Origin of the sequence: Micromonospora sp. LOL_024, from assembly GCF_048060415.1 — a bacterium.
Taxonomy (GTDB): domain Bacteria; phylum Actinomycetota; class Actinomycetes; order Mycobacteriales; family Micromonosporaceae; genus Micromonospora.
In genome coordinates this window covers 205,310-222,894 of record NZ_JBHMIS010000002.1, presented here as the reverse complement: position 1 = coordinate 222,894, position 17,585 = coordinate 205,310, and the positions used below count along the sequence as shown (strand labels likewise).

Genomic DNA, 17,585 nt, shown 5'->3' with positions numbered 1-17,585 from the left:
TCTGACGGTGGCCGGCGGCGGATAGACCGGGCACGAACCTCTCGGAACCGGGTAACCGTCACCCAGACCATTCCACCGCAGTCTCAATACCGAAGAGAGAGCCATGTCCCAGATCACCGCCGCGGACGTCAAGAAGCTCCGCGACCTGACCGGCGCCGGCATGATGGACAGCAAGAACGCCTTGACCGAGGCAGAGGGCGACTTCGACAAGGCTGTCGAGATCCTGCGCGTCAAGGGCGCCAAGGACGTCGGCAAGCGGGCCGGGCGGACCGCCGCGAACGGTCTGGTCGCGCACTCCGGTAAGGCGCTGCTCGAGCTCAACTGCGAGACCGACTTCGTCGCCAAGAACGACAGCTTCATCGCGCTGGCGCAGCAGCTGGTCGAACACGGTGGGCGCGCCGGTGTCAGCAACGCCGAGGAGTTGCTGGCCAGCGAGATGGACGGACGTGTCGTCGCCGACCTGGTCCAGGAGCAGTCCGCCAAGATCGGCGAGAAACTGGTCCTCAACCGGTTCGCCAAGCTCGACGGCACCGTCGCGGTCTACCTGCACCGCAAGGCCCAGGACCTGCCGCCGGCGGTCGGCGTGCTGGTGCAGTACACCGGCAAGAGCGACGAGGCGGCTGACGCGGATGCGCGTGGCGCCGCCATGCAGATCGCCGCGATGCGCCCGCAGTACCTCACCCGCGAGGAGGTGCCGGCCGAGGTCATCGAGTCCGAGCGGCGCATCGCCGAGCAGACCGCCCGTGAGGAGAACAAGCCCGAGGCCGCCCTGTCGAAGATCGTCGAGGGCCGGGTCAACTCCTTTTTCAAGGACTTCGTCCTGCTGGAGCAGTCTTCGGTGACCGACAACAAGAAGACGGTGAAGCAGGTGCTGGCCGAGGCCGGCGTCGAGGTCACCGGCTTCGTGCGGTTCGAGGTCGGCCAGGCCTGAGCCGACCGGGCGCGCCGCGCCCGTTGGCTGAGCAACGACAAGACGAGGAGGCCGCCGGTGTACGCGACAGACACCGCGGCCTCCTCGTCCCATAAGGTCGCAACGGCAGGCACGCGCACCCGGGCGCGCCAGTGGGGGAAGGACGGGCGGATGACGCAGGTTGTGAGTGACCGGACGCTGGCGGCGGACGATCCGACGGCACCACCGCCCGGCCGGGCCCGGCGGGTGGTGCTCAAGCTTTCCGGCGAGGTGTTCGGCGGCGGCGCGATCGGCGTCGACCCGGATGTCGTGCAGGCCATCGCCCGGCAGATCGCCACCGTGGTGCGCCGGGGCGTGCAGGTGTCCGTGGTGGTCGGTGGTGGGAACTTCTTCCGGGGCGCGGAGTTGCAGAAGCGGGGCATGGACCGGGCCCGGGCGGATTACATGGGCATGCTCGGCACCGTGATGAACTGCCTCGCCCTCCAGGACTTTCTGGAGAAGGAGGGCATCGAGACCCGGGTGCAGAGCGCCATCACGATGGCCCAGGTCGCCGAGCCGTACATTCCGCTGCGGGCGATCCGCCACCTGGAGAAGGGTCGCGTGGTCATCTTCGGAGCCGGCGCGGGAATGCCGTACTTCTCCACCGACACCGTGGCGGCCCAGCGTGCGCTGGAGATCCACGCGGACGTGGTGCTGATGAGCAAGAACGGGGTGGACGGCGTCTACACGGCCGATCCCCGGGTCGACCCGACCGCCAGTAAGTTCGACTCGATCACCTTCTCCGAGGTGCTGCGGCGCAACCTTCGGGTCGCCGACGCGGCGGCCTTCAGTCTGTGCATGGAGAACGGCCTGCCGATGCTGGTCTTCGGCGCGCAGGGCGACGACACCATCGTCCGGGCGGTGGGCGGCGAGAAGATCGGCACCCTGATCACCACCTGAGCCGACCGCCGACGGCGATCTCGGCGGTCCCCGTGACCCGACAAGCCCACGACGAGCACAAGAAGGAGGCGAGGAGAGCGGTGATCGACGACACCCTCCTCGAGGCCGAGGAGAAGATGGAGCGTGCGGTCGAGCACGCCAAGGAGGAGTTCGGTGCCATCCGCACCGGCCGTGCCACTCCCGCCATGTTCTCCAAGATCATCATGGACTACTACGGCAGCCCGACGCCGCTGACCCAGATGGCGTCGGTCGGTGTTCCCGAGCCTCGGATGGCCATCATCAAGCCGTACGACAACTCGCAGATCAACGCCATGGAGAAGGCGATCCGCGACTCGGATCTCGGGGTCAACCCGAACAACGAGGGTAACCAGCTGCGTATCGTGCTCCCGCAGATGACCGAGGAGCGTCGCCGCGACATGATCAAGGTCGCCCGGCACAAGGGTGAGGAGGCGAAAGTCGCCATCCGCAACATCCGGCGCCGGGGCAAGGAAGAGCTGGACCGGCTGGTCAAGGACGGCGAGGTCGGCGAGGACGAGGGTCGTCGCGCCGAGAAGGAGCTGGACGATGTGACCCAGCGCTACGTGGCGCACGTCGACGAGTTGGTCAAGCACAAGGAAGCCGAGCTCCTGGAGGTCTGACCCGGTACCCACCCGGTGGCGGTACTGGTGCGTCCTGTCGGCCGGGTGGGTGCAGTAGGCTCGGCACGATTCCCGGCGACCCGGCGGTGAACGGCGGGGATCGGCCAGCCGACAGACCGGCAAATCAGACGGAGCGCCTCGCGCGGGTAGGGGATGGTAGTGGCTGTGTGTCAAGTCGTGGACCTCGTGCTGCTCCCGTCTGGTGTGTGATGTCCCACCTCGACCCCTACGGCGGCGCCGAGGCACGCGGCTGGGAGAGCCCGGACCGGTCCGCCTCGCTGCCCTGGCCCGACCCGGACGTCGAACCGGGCCCGTGGGCCCGTGGCCGACAGCCCGGTACTGAGCTGTACGCCGAGCCGAACACCCGTGGGCAGACCGACCGTCCCGCTGACCGGGACCGGTACGGTCCGTTCGACGAACGGGGCGGGCCTGGCCCGCGGGAGAGCGGTAGTTCCCCGCACGGTCGCAACCGGCGCCTTGATTTCGGCCCCGGTGACGCCCCCACGGCACAGATTCCGCCGGTACGCCTCGGCGACGGCCGGGACCACGACGACGCCCCCACCACCCAACTCGCCGCCGTACCGGCCGACGGTGTGTGGGAATCCGGCGCACCTGGCCCCGACCCGCAGGAGCCGCCGGGGCGAGGCCACCGTGGTCGGCGCCGGGCCGGTGCCGGCCGGCCGCCCAACCAGCAGAGCGCGAGCCGCGGCGGGCGGAACCTTCCTGCGGCGATCTCGGTCGGGGCGGCCCTGGGCGCGGCGGTCTTGCTGCCCCTGTTCCTGTACACCCCGGCGTTCCTGCTGGTGCTCGCGGCCGCCTTCGGCGTGGGGATCTGGGAGATGTCCCGTGCGGTGCGCCGCCAGGAAGCCGAGGTGCCGCTGGTACCGCTGATCACGGGCGGTGTCCTCACCGTGACCCTGGCCTGGTTCGCCGGCCCGGACGCGCTGCTGCTGGGGCTGCTGGTCACGGTGGCCGGCACGCTGCTCTGGCGGCTGGGTGATGGCACCCGCAACCTTCGGCGGGACATGACCGCGGCGACCATGACCGCGGTGTACGTGCCCTTCCTCGGCGGCTTCGCCGCCCTGCTCGCGGCGTCCCCCGGCGACGGGCCGCTGCGGGTGCTGGTGACGCTGGTCGCCGTGGTGCTCTCCGACACCGGCGGGTACGCGGCCGGTGCCAACTTCGGCAAGCGCCCGATGGCCCCGACGATCAGCCCGAAGAAGTCCTGGGAGGGTTTCGCCGGTTCGGTCGGCGCCGCTGCCCTCGGCAGTGCCCTGCTGCTCTGGCTGCTGTTCGACGTGGCCCCCTGGTGGGGCGCCGTGTTCGGGATGGCGGTCGCGGGTGCCGCGGTCCTCGGTGACCTCGCCGAGTCCATGATCAAGCGGGATCTCGGCGTGAAGGACATGAGTAGTCTGCTGCCCGGTCACGGCGGCCTGATGGACCGCCTCGACTCCGTCCTGTTCGCCGTGCCGACCGCGTACCTGCTGCTCGTCGTCTTCGTTCCGGCGGTGAACTGAGCCATGGTCGACGTCGGCGTACCCGGGGCGGGCAGGTGGCCGGGGCGGATCCGGAGCCTCCGCAGGGGTGCGTTCCTGGCCGAGCATGCCAGACTGGACGGGCCATGACGAGCCTTCCCCTGATTCCGGCCGACCCGGACGCGCCCGGCGCGCGTCGGGCGGCGATGCCCCCGCAGCACCTCGCCGATCTCGACCTTGCCGGCCGCAAGGAGCTGGTCACGAAGCTGGGTGAGTCGGCGTTCCGGGCTCGACAGATCTCCACCCACTACTTCGGCCGGCTGGTCCGCGACCCGGCGCAGATGACCGACCTGCCGGCGGTGTCCCGTGAGCGCCTGGCCGACCAGCTGCTGCCCCGGCTGCTCACTCCGGTGCGCGAGCTGGCCTGCGACGACGGGGCGACCCGCAAGGCGCTGTGGCGGTTGCACGACGGTGCGTTGGTGGAGAGCGTGCTGATGGGTTACCCGGACCGGGTCACCGTTTGCATCTCCAGCCAGGCCGGTTGCGGCATGGCGTGCCCGTTTTGCGCCACCGGCCAGGCCGGCCTGACCCGTAACCTCTCCACCGCCGAGATCGTCGACCAGGCGGTGTACCTGGCGGGGGTGGCCGCCTCTGGCGTGGTCGCGGGCTCGCCGCCGAGGCTTTCGCACGTTGTCTTCATGGGCATGGGCGAGCCGCTGGCGAACTACAACCGGGTGATCGCCGCGATCCGCCGGCTCGTCGCGCCGGCACCGGAGGGCCTCGGCCTCTCACAGCGGCACATCACCGTTTCCACGGTCGGGCTGGTGCCTGCCATCCACCGACTGGCCAGCGAAGACCTCTCCGTGACCCTTGCGTTGTCGCTGCACGCCCCCGATGATGAGCTGCGCGACGAACTCGTGCCGGTGAACCAGCGCTGGAAGGTGTGCGAGGTGCTGGACGCAGCGTGGGCCTACGCGGCCCGCACGAGGCGTCGTGTGTCGATCGAATACGCGATGATCAAGGACGTGAACGACCAGCCGTGGCGAGCTGACCTGCTCGGGCGGCTGCTGGCCGGCAAGCTGGCCCACGTGAACCTGATCCCGCTCAACCCGACTCCGGGCAGCCGCTGGGACGCCAGCCCGAAGCCGGTCGAGCGGGAGTTCGTCCGGCGGTTGCGTGACGCCGGGGTGTCCACCACGGTACGGGATACCCGAGGTCGCGAGATCGACGGAGCGTGTGGGCAGCTGGCCGCCGCGGAGGACCAGGGCACCGACCAGGCCGGGGAGATGTCGGCGTGACCGGGCGTGGCGAACGAGACCAGGAGACATAGTGGCGAGTCAGGGTCAGCGTTTCCGGCGTAAGGCGCTCCGCCGGGGATACAAGGTTGATGAGGTGGACGCCTTCCTGGACCGGGTCGAGGCGACCCTCGCTGGCCAGCCGGTCGGTGCCCCGGTGGCTTCGCAGGAGGTCCACGACGTCGTCTTCCGCGTTCGTTTCAACGGCTACGACGAGTGGCAGGTCGACCTGCACCTCGACCGGGTCGAGCGGCAGTTGGCCGAGTTGGAGGAGCGCGGTGTAGCGGCGGGTCGCGGCGACTCTCGGATGGGGCCGCCGGACCGGATGGGGCCGGGCATGCGCGAGGACCGTGGCATGTCCCCGGTGCCTCAACCGCCGGTGCCGCCGCGGCCGATGCCGGCACAGGGCGGACCCTACGGCCGCTACGACGAGCCGACCGGTGCTTTCGCCGGTGGCTACGACGCTCCCCGAGGTGGCTACGACGGGCCGCGTGGCGCTGCCGGCCCGATGGGTCCCGGTGGGCCGATGGGTCACCCCGGTGGACCCCCGCCGCGTGGCCTGCCTGCCGGTCCCGGCGGCTATGGCCCGCCGGAGGGTCCCGGTGGGTATGGCCCGCCGGAGGGTCCCGGTGGGTATGGCCCGCCTGCCGGTCCCGGTGGGTACGGCCCGCCGGAGGGTCCGGGCGGCTACGGTCCCCCGGACGGGCAGCGTTTCGACGGCTTCGAGGCGGGCCGGCATGGCCGTACCGACATGACCGCCGAGATGCGGCTGCCGGACCGGGACCCGCGTCGCGGCCCGGCGGGGCCGCCGCCCAGCCTGCCGCAGCAGGCGCTCGGCGGACCGTCGATGGGCGGGCCACCGCCGATGGCGGGTCCTCCGGCCATGGGCGGGCCGCCGATGGCCGGCCCGCCCGGCAGTGACCTCTACCGGGTGGACCAGATTCGGCGTAGCTTCCAGGTCCGCCGCTTCGGCAGTGGGTACGACCCCGACCAGGTGGATCGGTTCTTCGAGAGTCTGCTCGGCGGCATGGCCGGGCGTAACCAGATGCCGGTGAACCCGAAGGACCTGGACACGCTCCGCTTCGGGCTGGTGCAGGGTGGCTACTTCGAGGCCGAGGTCGACGCCGCGCTGAAGAACGCGCAGGACATCCTCTTCGGCCGCTGAGCAACACGGTCAGGCGCTTGGTGAAATCACCCACCGGGCGACGCGACGAGGGCCCGTCCCGGATCCACGGGCGGGCCCTCGTCGCATGTCACCGGCTCGCGGCAGGCCGCGAGCCGGTGGCCGGGGTACGGGTCAGGGGCGCAGGCCGTTGCGGCGCAGCACCACGTCGCCGATCACGATGAGCAGCAGCAGCGCGGCGAGACCGATCAGCCAGATGTCCTCGACCCTGCCCTCGTGGTTACCGCAGAGCATTGCCAGCAGCACGAGCGCGGTGAGGACCGCGCCGATCCGCCCGGCCTTGCGGTGCCCGGGCTTGTGCTGGTCTGGCGCCGTTACCGGCTCGCTTCCTGCCACTGTCGGTCCTTCCTCGCGAACGGATCTCCAGCTAGTCTGGCACGTCCCGTGCAGGGGTTCCGGTCCAGGGCCTTTGGACCTCCCCAGGTGGGTGCAGGGGCACTACCGGCGTCGCGGGGCGGGGACCAGACCGCCTCCGGTAGCGTTCGGGCGTACACCTTGATTGTCTTTTTGAGGGGGAGTTGCGGTGCGAGTGACCGGTACCGGGCACGCGAGCATGCGGATCGACACGGCCGCGGGCAGCATCCTGTGCGACCCGTGGGTCAACCCGGCCTACTTCGCCTCCTGGTTTCCGTTCCCGGACAATTCCCAGCTCGACTGGGAGACCCTCGGAGACGTCGACTACCTGTACGTCTCCCACCTGCACCGGGATCACTTCGACGCGGCCCACCTCAAGAGGTACGTGTCGAAGTCCGCGACCGTGCTGCTGCCCGAGTTCCCCACCTCGGAGATGGAGGACGAATTCCGCGAGCTGGGCTTCACGAAGTTCCTGAAGACCCGGAACGAGGAGATCGTCGAGCTGGACGGCGGCCTGAAGGTGATGATCCAGGCGCTGACCAGCCCGACCGACGGTCCCATCGGTGACTCGTCGCTCTGGGTGGAGTACGACGGCGTCCGGCTGCTCAACCAGAACGACGCCCGTCCGACCGACCTGGGCGTCTTCGCCGAGCTGGGCCACGTGCACGCCCACCTGCTGCAGTTCTCCGGGGCGATCTGGTATCCGATGGTCTACGAGTTGCCCAACGCCGCGAAGACCGCGTTCGGCAAACAGAAGCGGGACCGGCAGTTCGACCGCACCTGGCGCTACATCGACGACCTAAAGGCCGATCACGTCTTCCCGATCGCCGGTCCGCCGTGCTTCCTCGACGACGAGCTGTGGCAGTTCAACGACATCCACGGCGACGAGGGGAACATCTTCCCCGACCAGTCGGTGTTCCTGTCCGAGTACGCCAAGGTCGGCGGCACCAACGGCATCGTGCTGCTGCCGGGCAGCGTCAGTGAGATCACCGTGGACGGCGCGAGCACCACGCATCCGGTGCCGGTCGAGGAGTTCTTCGCCAACAAGGTCGCTCACCTTGAGGAGATGCGCGAGCGCAAGCGGCCGATCATCGAGGCGGAGAAGGCGTCCTGGCGGCATCCCGAGGTCGACGTGCTCAAGGAGCTGAAGCGGCGCATCGAGCCGCTGCTCGACGAGTCGATCTACCTGGCCAAAGGGGTCGGTGGCCCGGTCCGCTTCGACCTGGTCGGTTACGACGATGAGAGCGTCGAGTCGATCGTGGTCGACTTTCCCGGCAAGCAGGTGCGGCCGTACGCCGACGAGAAGGTTCGTTACCGTTTCCGCACCGAACGGGCGTTGGTCGAGCACCTGCTGCACATCGGCGAGGTGGACTGGGTCAACTCGCTTTTTCTGTCCTGCCGGTTCTCGGCCGCCCGGATCGGCCAGTACAACGAGTTCGTGTACGCCTTCTTCAAGTGCCTGTCCACCGAGCGTCTCCAGTACGCCGAGGGCTGGTACGACGAGCACGAGCGGGCCGTCGACGCCGAGGACATCACCCTCGGTGACTGGGTGGTGCAGCGGCGCTGCCCGCACCTGAAGGCCGACCTCAGCCGGTTCGGCATCGTCGACGGCGACCAGCTCACCTGCCAGCTGCATGGTTGGCGTTTCGACCTGCCCAGCGGGCGCTGCCTGACCAGTGTCGGGCACAAGGTTCGCGCACACCGTGTCGGCGAGGAGGCCGAGGTTCCGCAGTCGGCTGGCTGAGCGCCTAGCACGGGTCAGGAGGGGGCCCTTCTGCCACGCGAGGCGTCAGCAAGGGCCACCTCTCTACAGCTCAGCGGCCGAGGTCGGCGAGGATCCGTTGGGCGGCGTTGTGGCCGGCGGCGCCGATCACGCTGCCGGCGGGGTGACAGCCGGCGCTGCCGGCGTACACCCCGTCGAGGCCGGTGGCGTACGGCATCCGGTCGGCGAAGGAGATGGTGTTGTCGACGTGGTGGATGTGCCCGCCGGTGATGCCGAAGTGCGCCTCGATAGCGGGTGGCGGCAGCGGCACCGCGTCGACGATCAGGTCGTCGGTACCGGGGGCGTAGCGTTCGCAGATCGCCATCAGCCGCTCCACGTAGCCGGGCAACGCGGCATCCCAGGTGGTGCCGGCCAGCTCGTACGGCACCGACTGGACGAACAGCGCCGACGAGTGGTGACCGGCCGGGTCGGCCAGCGACGGGTCGACGGTGGTGTGCAGGTACCACTCGATGGTCGGTTCCTCGGGCAGCCGCCCGGCCTGCACGTCGGCCCACATGGCGCGTAGCGCCGCCATCGGCGGTTCGCCGGTGCCGCCGGTCAGCGACGCCGAGCCGGGCAGCAGGTGGATGGTGGAGCCGAACGGGCTCGCCGTGCCCTCGGGGAGGCAGGAGAAGCGGGGCAGGCCACGTAGTGCCAGGTTGAGCTTGAGGGTGGTGCCGGTGCGTCTTACCGCCGCCATCCGCTCGGTGAGCGTCGTCGGGAGCGTGCCGTCGGGCAGCAGCTCCATCAGCCGGTACGGGTCGCAGGCGCCGAGCACCACCTCGGCGCCGATCTCCCGCCCGTCGGCCAACACCACCCCAGTGGCGGCGCTGCGGTCGAGGGTGATCGCGGTGACGGGCGTGCCGGTGACGATCCGGGCCCCGGAGGCGCGGGCGGCGTCGGCGAAGATGCGCGACACGGTGCCCATGCCGCCCTCGGAGATCATCCAGGTGCCGCCTGAACCGGGCAGCCGGCACATGTTGTGCACCAGGAAGTTGTGCCCGGTGCCCGGGTCGTCCGGGCCGGCGTTGACTCCGGACAGGCCGTCGGTGACCGCGTACATGCTGACCAGCAGCTCGGAGCGGAAGTCGAAGCGGGCCAGGTAGCCGGCGACGGAGCCGCGGACCAGGTCCACGAAGTCGTCCCGCAGCTCGGGCCGGATGTAGCGCTGCGCGGTTTCCTCCACGGGCAGCGGCTCGGCCAGCCACGCCGGGGCGAGATCCTCACGCAGCGCGGCCAGTTCGGCCTGCAACGCGTCGTCGGCGGCCACGTCGGCCGGGGAGAAGAACCCGGTGAGCTGCCGGCGGGTGGCCGCGGTGTCGGCGCCGAACAGTAGGTACGGTGAGCCGGCTCCACCCGGGGTGGGCAGGAAGTAGTGCGGGTCACGGCGCAGCACCGGGATCCGGAGATCGAGCGCGGCCAGCAGCTCCGGTGGCATCAGCCCGAGCAGGTAGGAGCCGGTGGAATGGCGCAGCTCGGGCACCCTGGGAAACGGGTTCTCGGTGCGGGTGGCCCCACCGATCACGTCGGCTGCCTCCAGTACCAGCACGTCCAGCCCGGTGCGGGCCAGCAGGATCGCGGAGACCAACCCGTTGTGCCCGGAGCCGACTATGACCACGTCCGCCCGGCCCGGAACCTCACCACCCGTCATCTCCGCACCCTAACCCCGCACCCCGCCGATCTTGCACCCTTCTGCTGGTGCGAAGTCCTCCTCGGAGATCACCGCCCGGCTCCGGCGGCATCACCTATGAGGTAATCGGCCCTTCGCGTCGCTGACTGGCTCCGTCCACGCGGCGAGCAGCCCGCCAGTTGGACAGCGCCAGGGTGGCGGAGTAGCCGGCCAGCACGATCACGTGGAAAAGGTAGAGCCAGAGCAGGATCGCCACGGCGGCACCGACCTCTTCCAGGTCACCGAAGGGTAGGCCCAGGTCGAGCGGAAGCGAGGCGAACAGCACGAAACCGTGCAGGAATCCGGAGAGGTTCGCCGCCGTGAACGATCCCATGCCCAGCGTGGAGAGCCAGTCCGGCGACGCCGGGCCGACTACCCGGAACACCCACATCAGCACCGGCGTGAGCACCAGCCACACCGCAAGGAACGAGAGCACCACCCCGAGCGCGCCGGCCCAGCCTCCCCGCTGGACCAGTTCGGTGGTCGTCGGCAGCGCCAGCAGGATCGACAGCAGTAGTGCCGGGGCCGGCGCCAGCAGCGGCAGCAGCAACAGCCGGCCCCGCCAGCCGATCAGGTGTTCGTCGGAGCGCGGGGCGGCCACCGAGACGAACGCTCGGCGCAGCCCCTCGCCGTACAGAGACGCGGGCAGCAGCGCGGCCAGCGCAAGCCACGGTGTCAGGCCGACCCCGGCCTCGACCAGCGCGGCCACCGCGGCGGGGGCGCCGATGTCGTCCGGCAGCGTCTCCACGGCGTACGTGGTGAGTCGGCGTACCCGTCCGGCTCCGGCCAGCAGCGTGGTCAACCAGATCGCCAGCAGGGCCATCGGCACCACGGCGATCGCTCCGTAGAACGTGATCGCGGCGGCGTGCAGCGACAGGTCTCGGCCACGTACCGGCCGGAAGGCCCCCCGGGTGATCCGTGTCGTCCGCTCCCACACACCGTTCACCGCGTTCCAGTTCCCCGTCGTCCGCTGCGGCAACCGTAGCGTCGGTCGGCGGCGGCGCACGGCCCGTGGGGCCGGGCCTCGCCAGCCGTCCGGTATGCGGAACCGAAAGAAATTCCTGATTCCAGAACAACCACATAACCGGACAATCTCCCCTAATACTGGCACGGCGTGACCTGGACACAGGAGCAGGTCGTTATCTCGCCGTCCCACGGCGTACGGGGGTTTGTGGATGTTCAGTCTCAGTATCACGGGTACGGGCCGTCGTTGGGGGAGCGTGGTCGGTGCGCTGGCTCTCGCGGGCGCCATACTTCCACTGGTCGGGTCGCAGCCGGCGCCGGCTTGGGCGGCGAGCCCGACCGAGACGACGCTCATCGTCAACAAGGGCGGTGATCGCACCGGTGAGCAGACGGTCGGACCGCTTGCCGGAGCTACCTTCGACTTCTATGCGGGCGTCAGCGGCACCCGCCCCGACCCGGGGGACATCCCGGAGGCGTCATGCACCACCGACGTCACCGGCACGTGCGGCGTGGACGTACCCGGCCGCACCGGACCCGACCAGGGCTACTGGATCATCGAACGGAGTGCGCCGGCCGGCTGGCGGCTGATCGAGGAGTTGGACGTCGGCGGCATCAGCACCTCGCCGGTGGTCTACAACGGAGTCTTCACCGGCGCGGTCGCCAACGACCAGACGTACGAGTTCCCGGTCGAGACCACCGGCGACTCGAACCTGACCGCACGAGGGCCGATCTGGACCGACGCCCGGGACAACCCGCCGTTGCCCGGGCAGTGTGGTCTGCACATCGCGCTCCTGATCGACGTGTCCGGTTCCATCACCGGCGACCTGCCCGAGGTCAAGGCCGCCGCGAACGGCTACGTGGATGCTCTCACCGGCACACCGTCGGAGATCGCCGTCTACTCGTTCGCCACCGAGGCCGACGCCGTGCTGAACCCCACGCCGGTCTCCGCCACTTCCGGTGCGGACACTGTGAAAGCAGCCATCGACGGACTCACCGCCGGCGGCACGACCAACTGGGACCAGGGGCTGTTCCAGATCGCCGCCGCGCCGTTCGACTACGACGCGGTCATCATGATCACCGACGGGAATCCCACGGTGTACGGGCCGCCGCCGGTGCAAGGAACAGGCGGTTTCACCCGTTTCATCGAGCTGGAGAGTGGAATCTTCTCCGCGAACGCGGTCAAAGCCGACGGCACTCGAATGATCGTGCTCGGTGTGGGTGACGGTGTCAGCGGATCCACCAACAACCTCGCCGCCATCTCCGGCCCGGTGGCCGGTTCCGACTACTACCAGACCGGGGCCGACGAACTCGGCCCGCTCCTGCGCGAACTGGCGTTGGAGACCTGCGCTGGCACGATCAGCGTGGTGAAGAAGGTCATTCCCTTCGGCGGTACGCCGGACGACGCCCAGCCGGCGGGCGGCTGGACGATCTCGACGAGTGACCCCGGCGTGACCCCGGCCAGCGGGGTGACCGATGACGCCACCGGAGCGCTCAGCTTCGACGTCGACCTTGCCGGCGAGCCGTCTCGGGACGTGACTCTCGCCGAGACGCTTCAGCCCGGATTCACGCTTGTGCAGCAGGCCGGCAACAACGCTTCCTGTACCGCGAACGGCGTACCGGCGACGGTCACCAACAGCGGTGCCCTCGGCTTCACCGTCGCCGCCAGCGCGGACGCGATCGTCAGCTGCGTGATCCTCAACCAGGCACCCGATCCACTCGCCTCCGTCGTGGTTAACAAGACCTGGGTGATCAACGGTGAGTCGTTCCAGGACCCAGACCAGGACCCGCAGTTCGAGGCGGCGTTGTCGCTGACCGGCATCGTGGAGCCGGCCTGGGGTGTGGAGTACACGGACTTCGACGCCGGTCAGACCGTCACCATCGCCGAGGAGATCAACCTTCAGCTGCTTCCACCAGGCTGCGACAACGTGGCCAGCGGAGACCTCGGCGAGCAGACGTTGGCCTCGGGCCTGAACACCTACGAGGTCACCAACACCGTGACCTGTACGACCCAGTTGCGGCTGGACAAGGTGATCGACAACCCGTACGGGCTGCCGGAGCCACCGCTGACGGCGTGGACGCTCAACGCGTTTCCGCCCGGGTCGATGGATCCGTTGTTCAGCGGCACCTCGGGGGTCACCGGTGAGGTGACACCGGTGGTTGTCTACTCGCTCGGCGAAAGCACCGTTCCCGGGTTCACCCAGACCGTTGTCGACGGTGCGGTGATCACACCGCCGGCAACCGGCAGTTGGGACTGCCAGTTGCTGATGCGCGACGGATCACTCGGCGGCACCTTCGACGGCGCCGACGGGACGGTGGCCGTCCAGATCGGTCAGACGGCCGTCTGCGCCGCGACCAACCAGGCGCAGGCCAGCAGGCTGACCCTGGTGAAGGACGTCGAGAGCGCCTTCGGTGGGACGGCCACCCCGCAGGACTGGGTGTTGAACGCGCTGCCGCCGGTTGGTTCGACGGCCGCGCCGGTCACCGGTCGCAGCGGTGAGCCTGCGGTCACCGAGGCCGAGGTGAACCCGAACGTGGCCTACACCCTGAGCGAGACTGACGGCCCACCGGAGTACGAACAGGTCGGGGAAGTCCAGTGCCTGCTCACCGGGACCCAGACCCCGGTGCAGACGCCGGACAGTGTGCTGACCCCGAACTTCGGGCAGGACATCACCTGCACCTTCCGTAACCGGCAGCTCGAACCACCGCCCGGTGAAGCGAGACTCACCCTGGTCAAAGAGGTGGAAAACCCGTTCGGTGGGACCGCAGCACCACAGGACTGGCTGCTCAACGCCACTCCGCCGCCCGGCTCCGGTTTGACACCGGTCAGCGGACGCAGCGGCGAGTCGTCGGTGACCGACGTGGCGACCACGGCGGGCGTCCAGTACGAACTCAGCGAGACCGACGGTCCGTCGGGTTACGAGCAGGTCGGACCGGTGTCGTGTGTGAACAACGAAACAGGTGAGCCGATCCCGACGCCGGATGACATCCTGACCCCGATCGAGGGCATCAGCTACACCTGCACCTGGCGGAACGGGCAGGTCGACCCAGGTGCAGCCCACCTGACGTTGGTCAAGCAGGTGTGGCACGGTGCGGCGAAGCCGACCGACTGGACGCTGACCGCCGCACCGGTCAACGCGGCCACGCCGATCAGCGGTACCTCCGGCAGTCCTGCGGTGACCGGTGTCGAGGTCCAGGTCGGTATCGGCTACCGGCTTTCGGAGTCCGGTGGACCCAAGGGGTACGAGCAGGTGGGACCGCCGAAGTGTGTCCTCACCGGTACGGACACCACGGTGCCGGTGGTGCATGGAGTGGTGACGCCAGCCGACGGGCAGAACATCACCTGCACCTTCCACAACCGGCTGAAGAAGCATCTGCCGGTCACCGGAATGAAACTGACCGGAATGGTCGGCGGGGGGCTGCTGGCCGTGGTCGTAGGCGTCCTGCTGGTCATCTGGCTGAGGAGGCGGTCGGTGATCGCCTGACGGATCGGTGAGCACGACCGGGTCGGCGCAGCGGATCACGCAGCGCCGACCCGGTCCGCCTACCCGGTCCGAGATCCGGGTGTGTCGGTCGGGTTGTCAGGTGCGTTGGCGGATGGCTCACCTGCCCGGCCGTCTCTGCGGTACCGGCGGCGAACTGGCCGTTCAGGCATCGCGTGAGCATCTTCGCCGCGGGCTGGCCTGGTAGTGGTGCCGGCTGGCGCCGCGGCTATCGACTTCGATGACTGTCGCTGGTAGAACAGCCAATCATGGCGCCGGCGATCACGAGTCGCCAGCCGGGCGCCCCGCCCTCGAAACGAGGTATGCGCGTGGATGTTCGACGACCACTGGTAGCCCTACTCGCCGCCGTCCTCCTCTTCGGACCGACCAGCACCGCCGCCGCAGCGCCCGACGACCCGGTTGTTCCCGGCGCGGTGGATTCGCCGCGCGGCCAGTCCGACACCGACCTGCCGTTCGACACCGGTCCCGGCCTGGCTGCTGCCGGCGCCCAGGGCGCAAAGCCGCACCAGCCGTCGGCGCCGCCGGCGAAGCTGCCCGGCAAGCCGCGCAACGACGTCATCCGGGACGTGCCGGTGGATCACAGCGACGCGTCCATCCCGATGAACCTCATCGCCTACCACGACATTCCGGCCGCGCTGCGTGCGCTCCAGCAGAGCCGGCGGATCAGCGTGGAGGTCATCGGCCAGTCCGTGCTCGGCCGCGACCTGCACCTGGTGGTGGCGACCGCGCCGATGCGCGACACCGAGTGGAGGAAGTGGCAGCAGCTGTCCGACCTGCGGTTCAGCGATCCGCGTGCGGCGCTTGCCAAGGTCCGGGCCGGCGGGTACGACTCGTGGCGCACCCCACTGCTGGTCAACAACAACATCCACGGCAACGAGTGGGAGGGCACCGACGCCAGCCTCCAGGTGCTCCAGGATCTCGCCTTCTCCACCGATCCCGAGGTCATTCGGATGCTCGACCGGCACGTGATCGCCTTCGTGGTCACGAACAATCCGGACGGCCGGGTCGCGGCGACCCGGGCCAACGCCAACGGCTTCGACATGAACCGGGACCAGATCACCGCCGCGCAGCCCGAGGTCCGCGCGGTGCGTGCGCAACTCGTCCGCTACAGCCCGCTGACCATGCTGGACATCCACGGGTACGTCTCGTGCACGCTGATCGAGCCGGCCACCGGCCCGCATGGCGACAACTACGAGTACGACCTGTACATCAGGCACGCGCTGCGCAACGGGCTGGCCATGGAGCAGGCCGTCCTCGCCACCGGCGAGACCCGGGCCAGCTGTGTGAACCCGGACGGCAGCCGCCGCATCGACATCCCGTTCCGGGACCGGACGCAGGGCTGGGACGACTGGCCGCCGATCTTCACCCCGATGTACGCGATGTACCACGGCACCATCGGCCACACCGTCGAGGTGCCGTTGAACCCTCGGGGCAACCTGACCGAGGCGGATCGGCACGAACGTACCCGGATCAACACCGCGGTCGCGGTGGCGGCGATCCGGGGCAATCTCGGCTACGCCACCGAGAACCGGACGCAGTTGCTCACCACCCAGTTGGAGTGGTTCCGGCGGGGGGTGGCCGGTGCGGCGACGCGACCGATCGACGACCCGCTCGCCATCTCGCTCGCCGGTGGCGACAACGCCAGGACCCACCCGCAGAGCTTCCCCCGGGCGTACGTCATCCCGGCCGGCGCGGGCCAGCGCAGCGAGACCGCGGCAGCTCGACTCGTACAGTTCATGATCGACAACGGCCTGACGGTGCACCGCGCCTCCCGACCGTTCAAACTCGACGGGTCGCGCTACGAGTCTGGCTCCTACGTGGTCGACATGCGCCAGGCCAAGCGGGGCCTGGCGAACGCGTTGCTGGCGGTCGGCCGGGACGTCACCAGCGACTTCGACGCGATGTACGACATCTCGGCCTGGAGTCACGGGCATCTCTGGGGCGCGACGGTGCGGCGGGTGACCAGGGACGTCACCCTCATGTTCAGAGATCTGCGCCGGGTCACCGGGGCCGGCGCCACCGGATCGGTACCGTCGGGCCGGCCGGCGTACCACGGCCTCGCCGTCAACTCGGTGGCCGGCGTCCAGGCGGTCAACGAACTGCTCGCCGACGGGGTCAAGCTGTCCCGGACCGCCGAGGGCACCTTCGTCGTGCGGGGGGACGCCCCCGTCGTGCGTCGGGTCGCCGAGACCCACGGTGTCGACTTCACCCGGCTCACCCCTGCGCAGGTACGCGGCGCCACGCCGGTGTCACCGACCCGGCTCGGTGTCGCGGCCAACGCGGGGGAGGTGTTCGCCCTGCGGCAGATGGGCTTCGAACCGATCTCGGTGACGCACACCGCGGTCAACACCGGATCGGTGTCCTTCGACGACATCGACGCCCTCTTCGTCTCCACGACGGCGTTCAACCCGCTCAGCCTGAACGCCACGCAGAGCGCGGCTTTCGAGCGGTGGCTGGCCGGCGGCGGGACCGTCGTGGGGCGTGGGGCCGCCGGAACACAGCTCAACGACCGAGGTGGCCTGCTCGACGTGACCGTCGCGGCCGGCCGCAGCGACGCGAACGGCATCGTGGCGGTCGAGAACGACCCGGCCTCACCGATCACCGGTCACGCGCTGCCGACAGCGTTCGTCGACGCGCCGCAGTACTTCACCCGGGTCGGTGTCGACGTCCGGGTCGACCAGCGCCTCGCCGGCGAGGGATTCCTCCTCGCCGGCCACTGGGGCGGCCAGGAGGCCGCCGCCGGCCAGCCAGTGGTGGTCAGCGGCGTGGCGAGGGGCGCGAGCGTGACCCTGTTCGGCACCGAGCCGCTCTTCCGGGCCCACCCCGAGGGCCTGTACCCGCAGGTCGCCAACGCCCTGTGGTGGAACGGATCGTGAGATAGCGAGCGGCTTCCCGGC

Annotated in this window: 12 protein-coding genes; 9 read left to right on the top strand and 3 right to left on the bottom strand. The window is 69.7% G+C overall.

Annotated elements, in window-relative coordinates:
* The first annotated feature begins 103 nt into the window (after positions 1-103).
* The 6 genes from tsf to ACFHWY_RS04815 all read left to right on the top strand — a co-directional run bounded on the left by tsf (position 104) and on the right by ACFHWY_RS04815 (position 6,422).
* Positions 104-931 carry a translation elongation factor Ts gene (tsf, locus tag ACFHWY_RS04840; protein ID WP_416578858.1) on the top strand — a complete coding sequence of 276 codons (828 nt, stop codon included), beginning with the start codon at positions 104-106 and terminating at the stop codon, positions 929-931.
* 150 nt (positions 932-1,081) lie between these two features.
* Positions 1,082-1,849, top strand: a complete 768-nt coding sequence (gene pyrH, locus ACFHWY_RS04835) for a UMP kinase (protein WP_092373634.1) — start codon at positions 1,082-1,084, stop codon at positions 1,847-1,849.
* An 80-nt stretch (positions 1,850-1,929) separates the two neighbouring features.
* Positions 1,930-2,487: a ribosome recycling factor gene (frr, locus tag ACFHWY_RS04830; protein WP_416579023.1), complete on the top strand. Its 558-nt coding sequence runs from the start codon at positions 1,930-1,932 to the stop codon at positions 2,485-2,487.
* 209 nt (positions 2,488-2,696) lie between these two features.
* The gene (locus ACFHWY_RS04825) at positions 2,697-4,004 is read left to right on the top strand and encodes a phosphatidate cytidylyltransferase (RefSeq protein ID WP_416579022.1); all 1,308 of its coding nucleotides are present in this window, start codon (positions 2,697-2,699) and stop codon (positions 4,002-4,004) included.
* A gap of 104 nt (positions 4,005-4,108) precedes the next feature.
* Positions 4,109-5,260, top strand: a complete 1,152-nt coding sequence (rlmN, locus tag ACFHWY_RS04820) for a 23S rRNA (adenine(2503)-C(2))-methyltransferase RlmN (protein WP_416578857.1) — start codon at positions 4,109-4,111, stop codon at positions 5,258-5,260.
* A 31-nt stretch (positions 5,261-5,291) separates the two neighbouring features.
* Complete coding sequence (locus tag ACFHWY_RS04815; RefSeq protein ID WP_416578856.1) at positions 5,292-6,422, top strand: DivIVA domain-containing protein; 1,131 nt, start codon at positions 5,292-5,294, stop codon at positions 6,420-6,422.
* A gap of 132 nt (positions 6,423-6,554) precedes the next feature.
* Here ACFHWY_RS04815 and ACFHWY_RS04810 read toward each other — a convergent pair whose 3' ends face one another.
* The gene (locus tag ACFHWY_RS04810; RefSeq protein WP_416578855.1) at positions 6,555-6,776 is read right to left on the bottom strand and encodes a DUF2631 domain-containing protein; all 222 of its coding nucleotides are present in this window, start codon (positions 6,774-6,776) and stop codon (positions 6,555-6,557) included.
* Positions 6,777-6,963: 187 nt separating this feature from the next.
* Between ACFHWY_RS04810 and ACFHWY_RS04805 the strand changes: the two genes are divergently transcribed.
* Positions 6,964-8,538, top strand: a complete 1,575-nt coding sequence (locus tag ACFHWY_RS04805; protein WP_416578854.1) for a Rieske 2Fe-2S domain-containing protein — start codon at positions 6,964-6,966, stop codon at positions 8,536-8,538.
* 70 nt (positions 8,539-8,608) lie between these two features.
* Here the strand turns inward: ACFHWY_RS04805 and ACFHWY_RS04800 are convergent, their stop codons facing one another.
* Together ACFHWY_RS04800 and ACFHWY_RS04795 are read right to left on the bottom strand one after the other, a co-directional pair.
* A complete protein-coding gene (locus ACFHWY_RS04800; RefSeq protein ID WP_416578853.1) occupies positions 8,609-10,207 on the bottom strand; it encodes a phytoene desaturase family protein in 1,599 nt (532 codons plus the stop codon).
* Positions 10,208-10,301: 94 nt separating this feature from the next.
* Positions 10,302-11,171 (bottom strand): YhjD/YihY/BrkB family envelope integrity protein, encoded by an 870-nt coding sequence (locus ACFHWY_RS04795; RefSeq protein WP_416578852.1) that lies wholly within the window; start codon positions 11,169-11,171, stop codon positions 10,302-10,304.
* A gap of 229 nt (positions 11,172-11,400) precedes the next feature.
* Here ACFHWY_RS04795 and ACFHWY_RS04790 point away from each other — a divergent pair, with 229 nt between their 5' ends.
* Both ACFHWY_RS04790 and ACFHWY_RS04785 read left to right on the top strand, forming a co-directional pair.
* Positions 11,401-14,670, top strand: coding sequence for a VWA domain-containing protein (locus ACFHWY_RS04790; RefSeq protein ID WP_416578851.1), 3,270 nt, complete (start codon positions 11,401-11,403; stop codon positions 14,668-14,670).
* Between the two features lie 326 nt (positions 14,671-14,996).
* Positions 14,997-17,564, top strand: coding sequence for a M14 family metallopeptidase (locus tag ACFHWY_RS04785; RefSeq protein ID WP_416578850.1), 2,568 nt, complete (start codon positions 14,997-14,999; stop codon positions 17,562-17,564).
* Positions 17,565-17,585 lie beyond the last annotated feature (21 nt).

Excerpts from the sequence above, each read along its gene's own strand:
- tsf (WP_416578858.1), top strand. The coding sequence starts at position 104 with ATGTCCCAGATCACCGCCGCGGACGTCAAGAAGCTCCGCGACCTGACC.
- pyrH (WP_092373634.1), top strand. The coding sequence starts at position 1,082 with ATGACGCAGGTTGTGAGTGACCGGACGCTGGCGGCGGACGATCCGACG.
- ACFHWY_RS04825 (WP_416579022.1), top strand. The coding sequence starts at position 2,697 with ATGTCCCACCTCGACCCCTACGGCGGCGCCGAGGCACGCGGCTGGGAG.
- rlmN (WP_416578857.1), top strand. The coding sequence starts at position 4,109 with ATGACGAGCCTTCCCCTGATTCCGGCCGACCCGGACGCGCCCGGCGCG.
- ACFHWY_RS04800 (WP_416578853.1), bottom strand. The coding sequence starts at position 10,207 with ATGACGGGTGGTGAGGTTCCGGGCCGGGCGGACGTGGTCATAGTCGGC.
- ACFHWY_RS04790 (WP_416578851.1), top strand. The coding sequence starts at position 11,401 with ATGTTCAGTCTCAGTATCACGGGTACGGGCCGTCGTTGGGGGAGCGTG.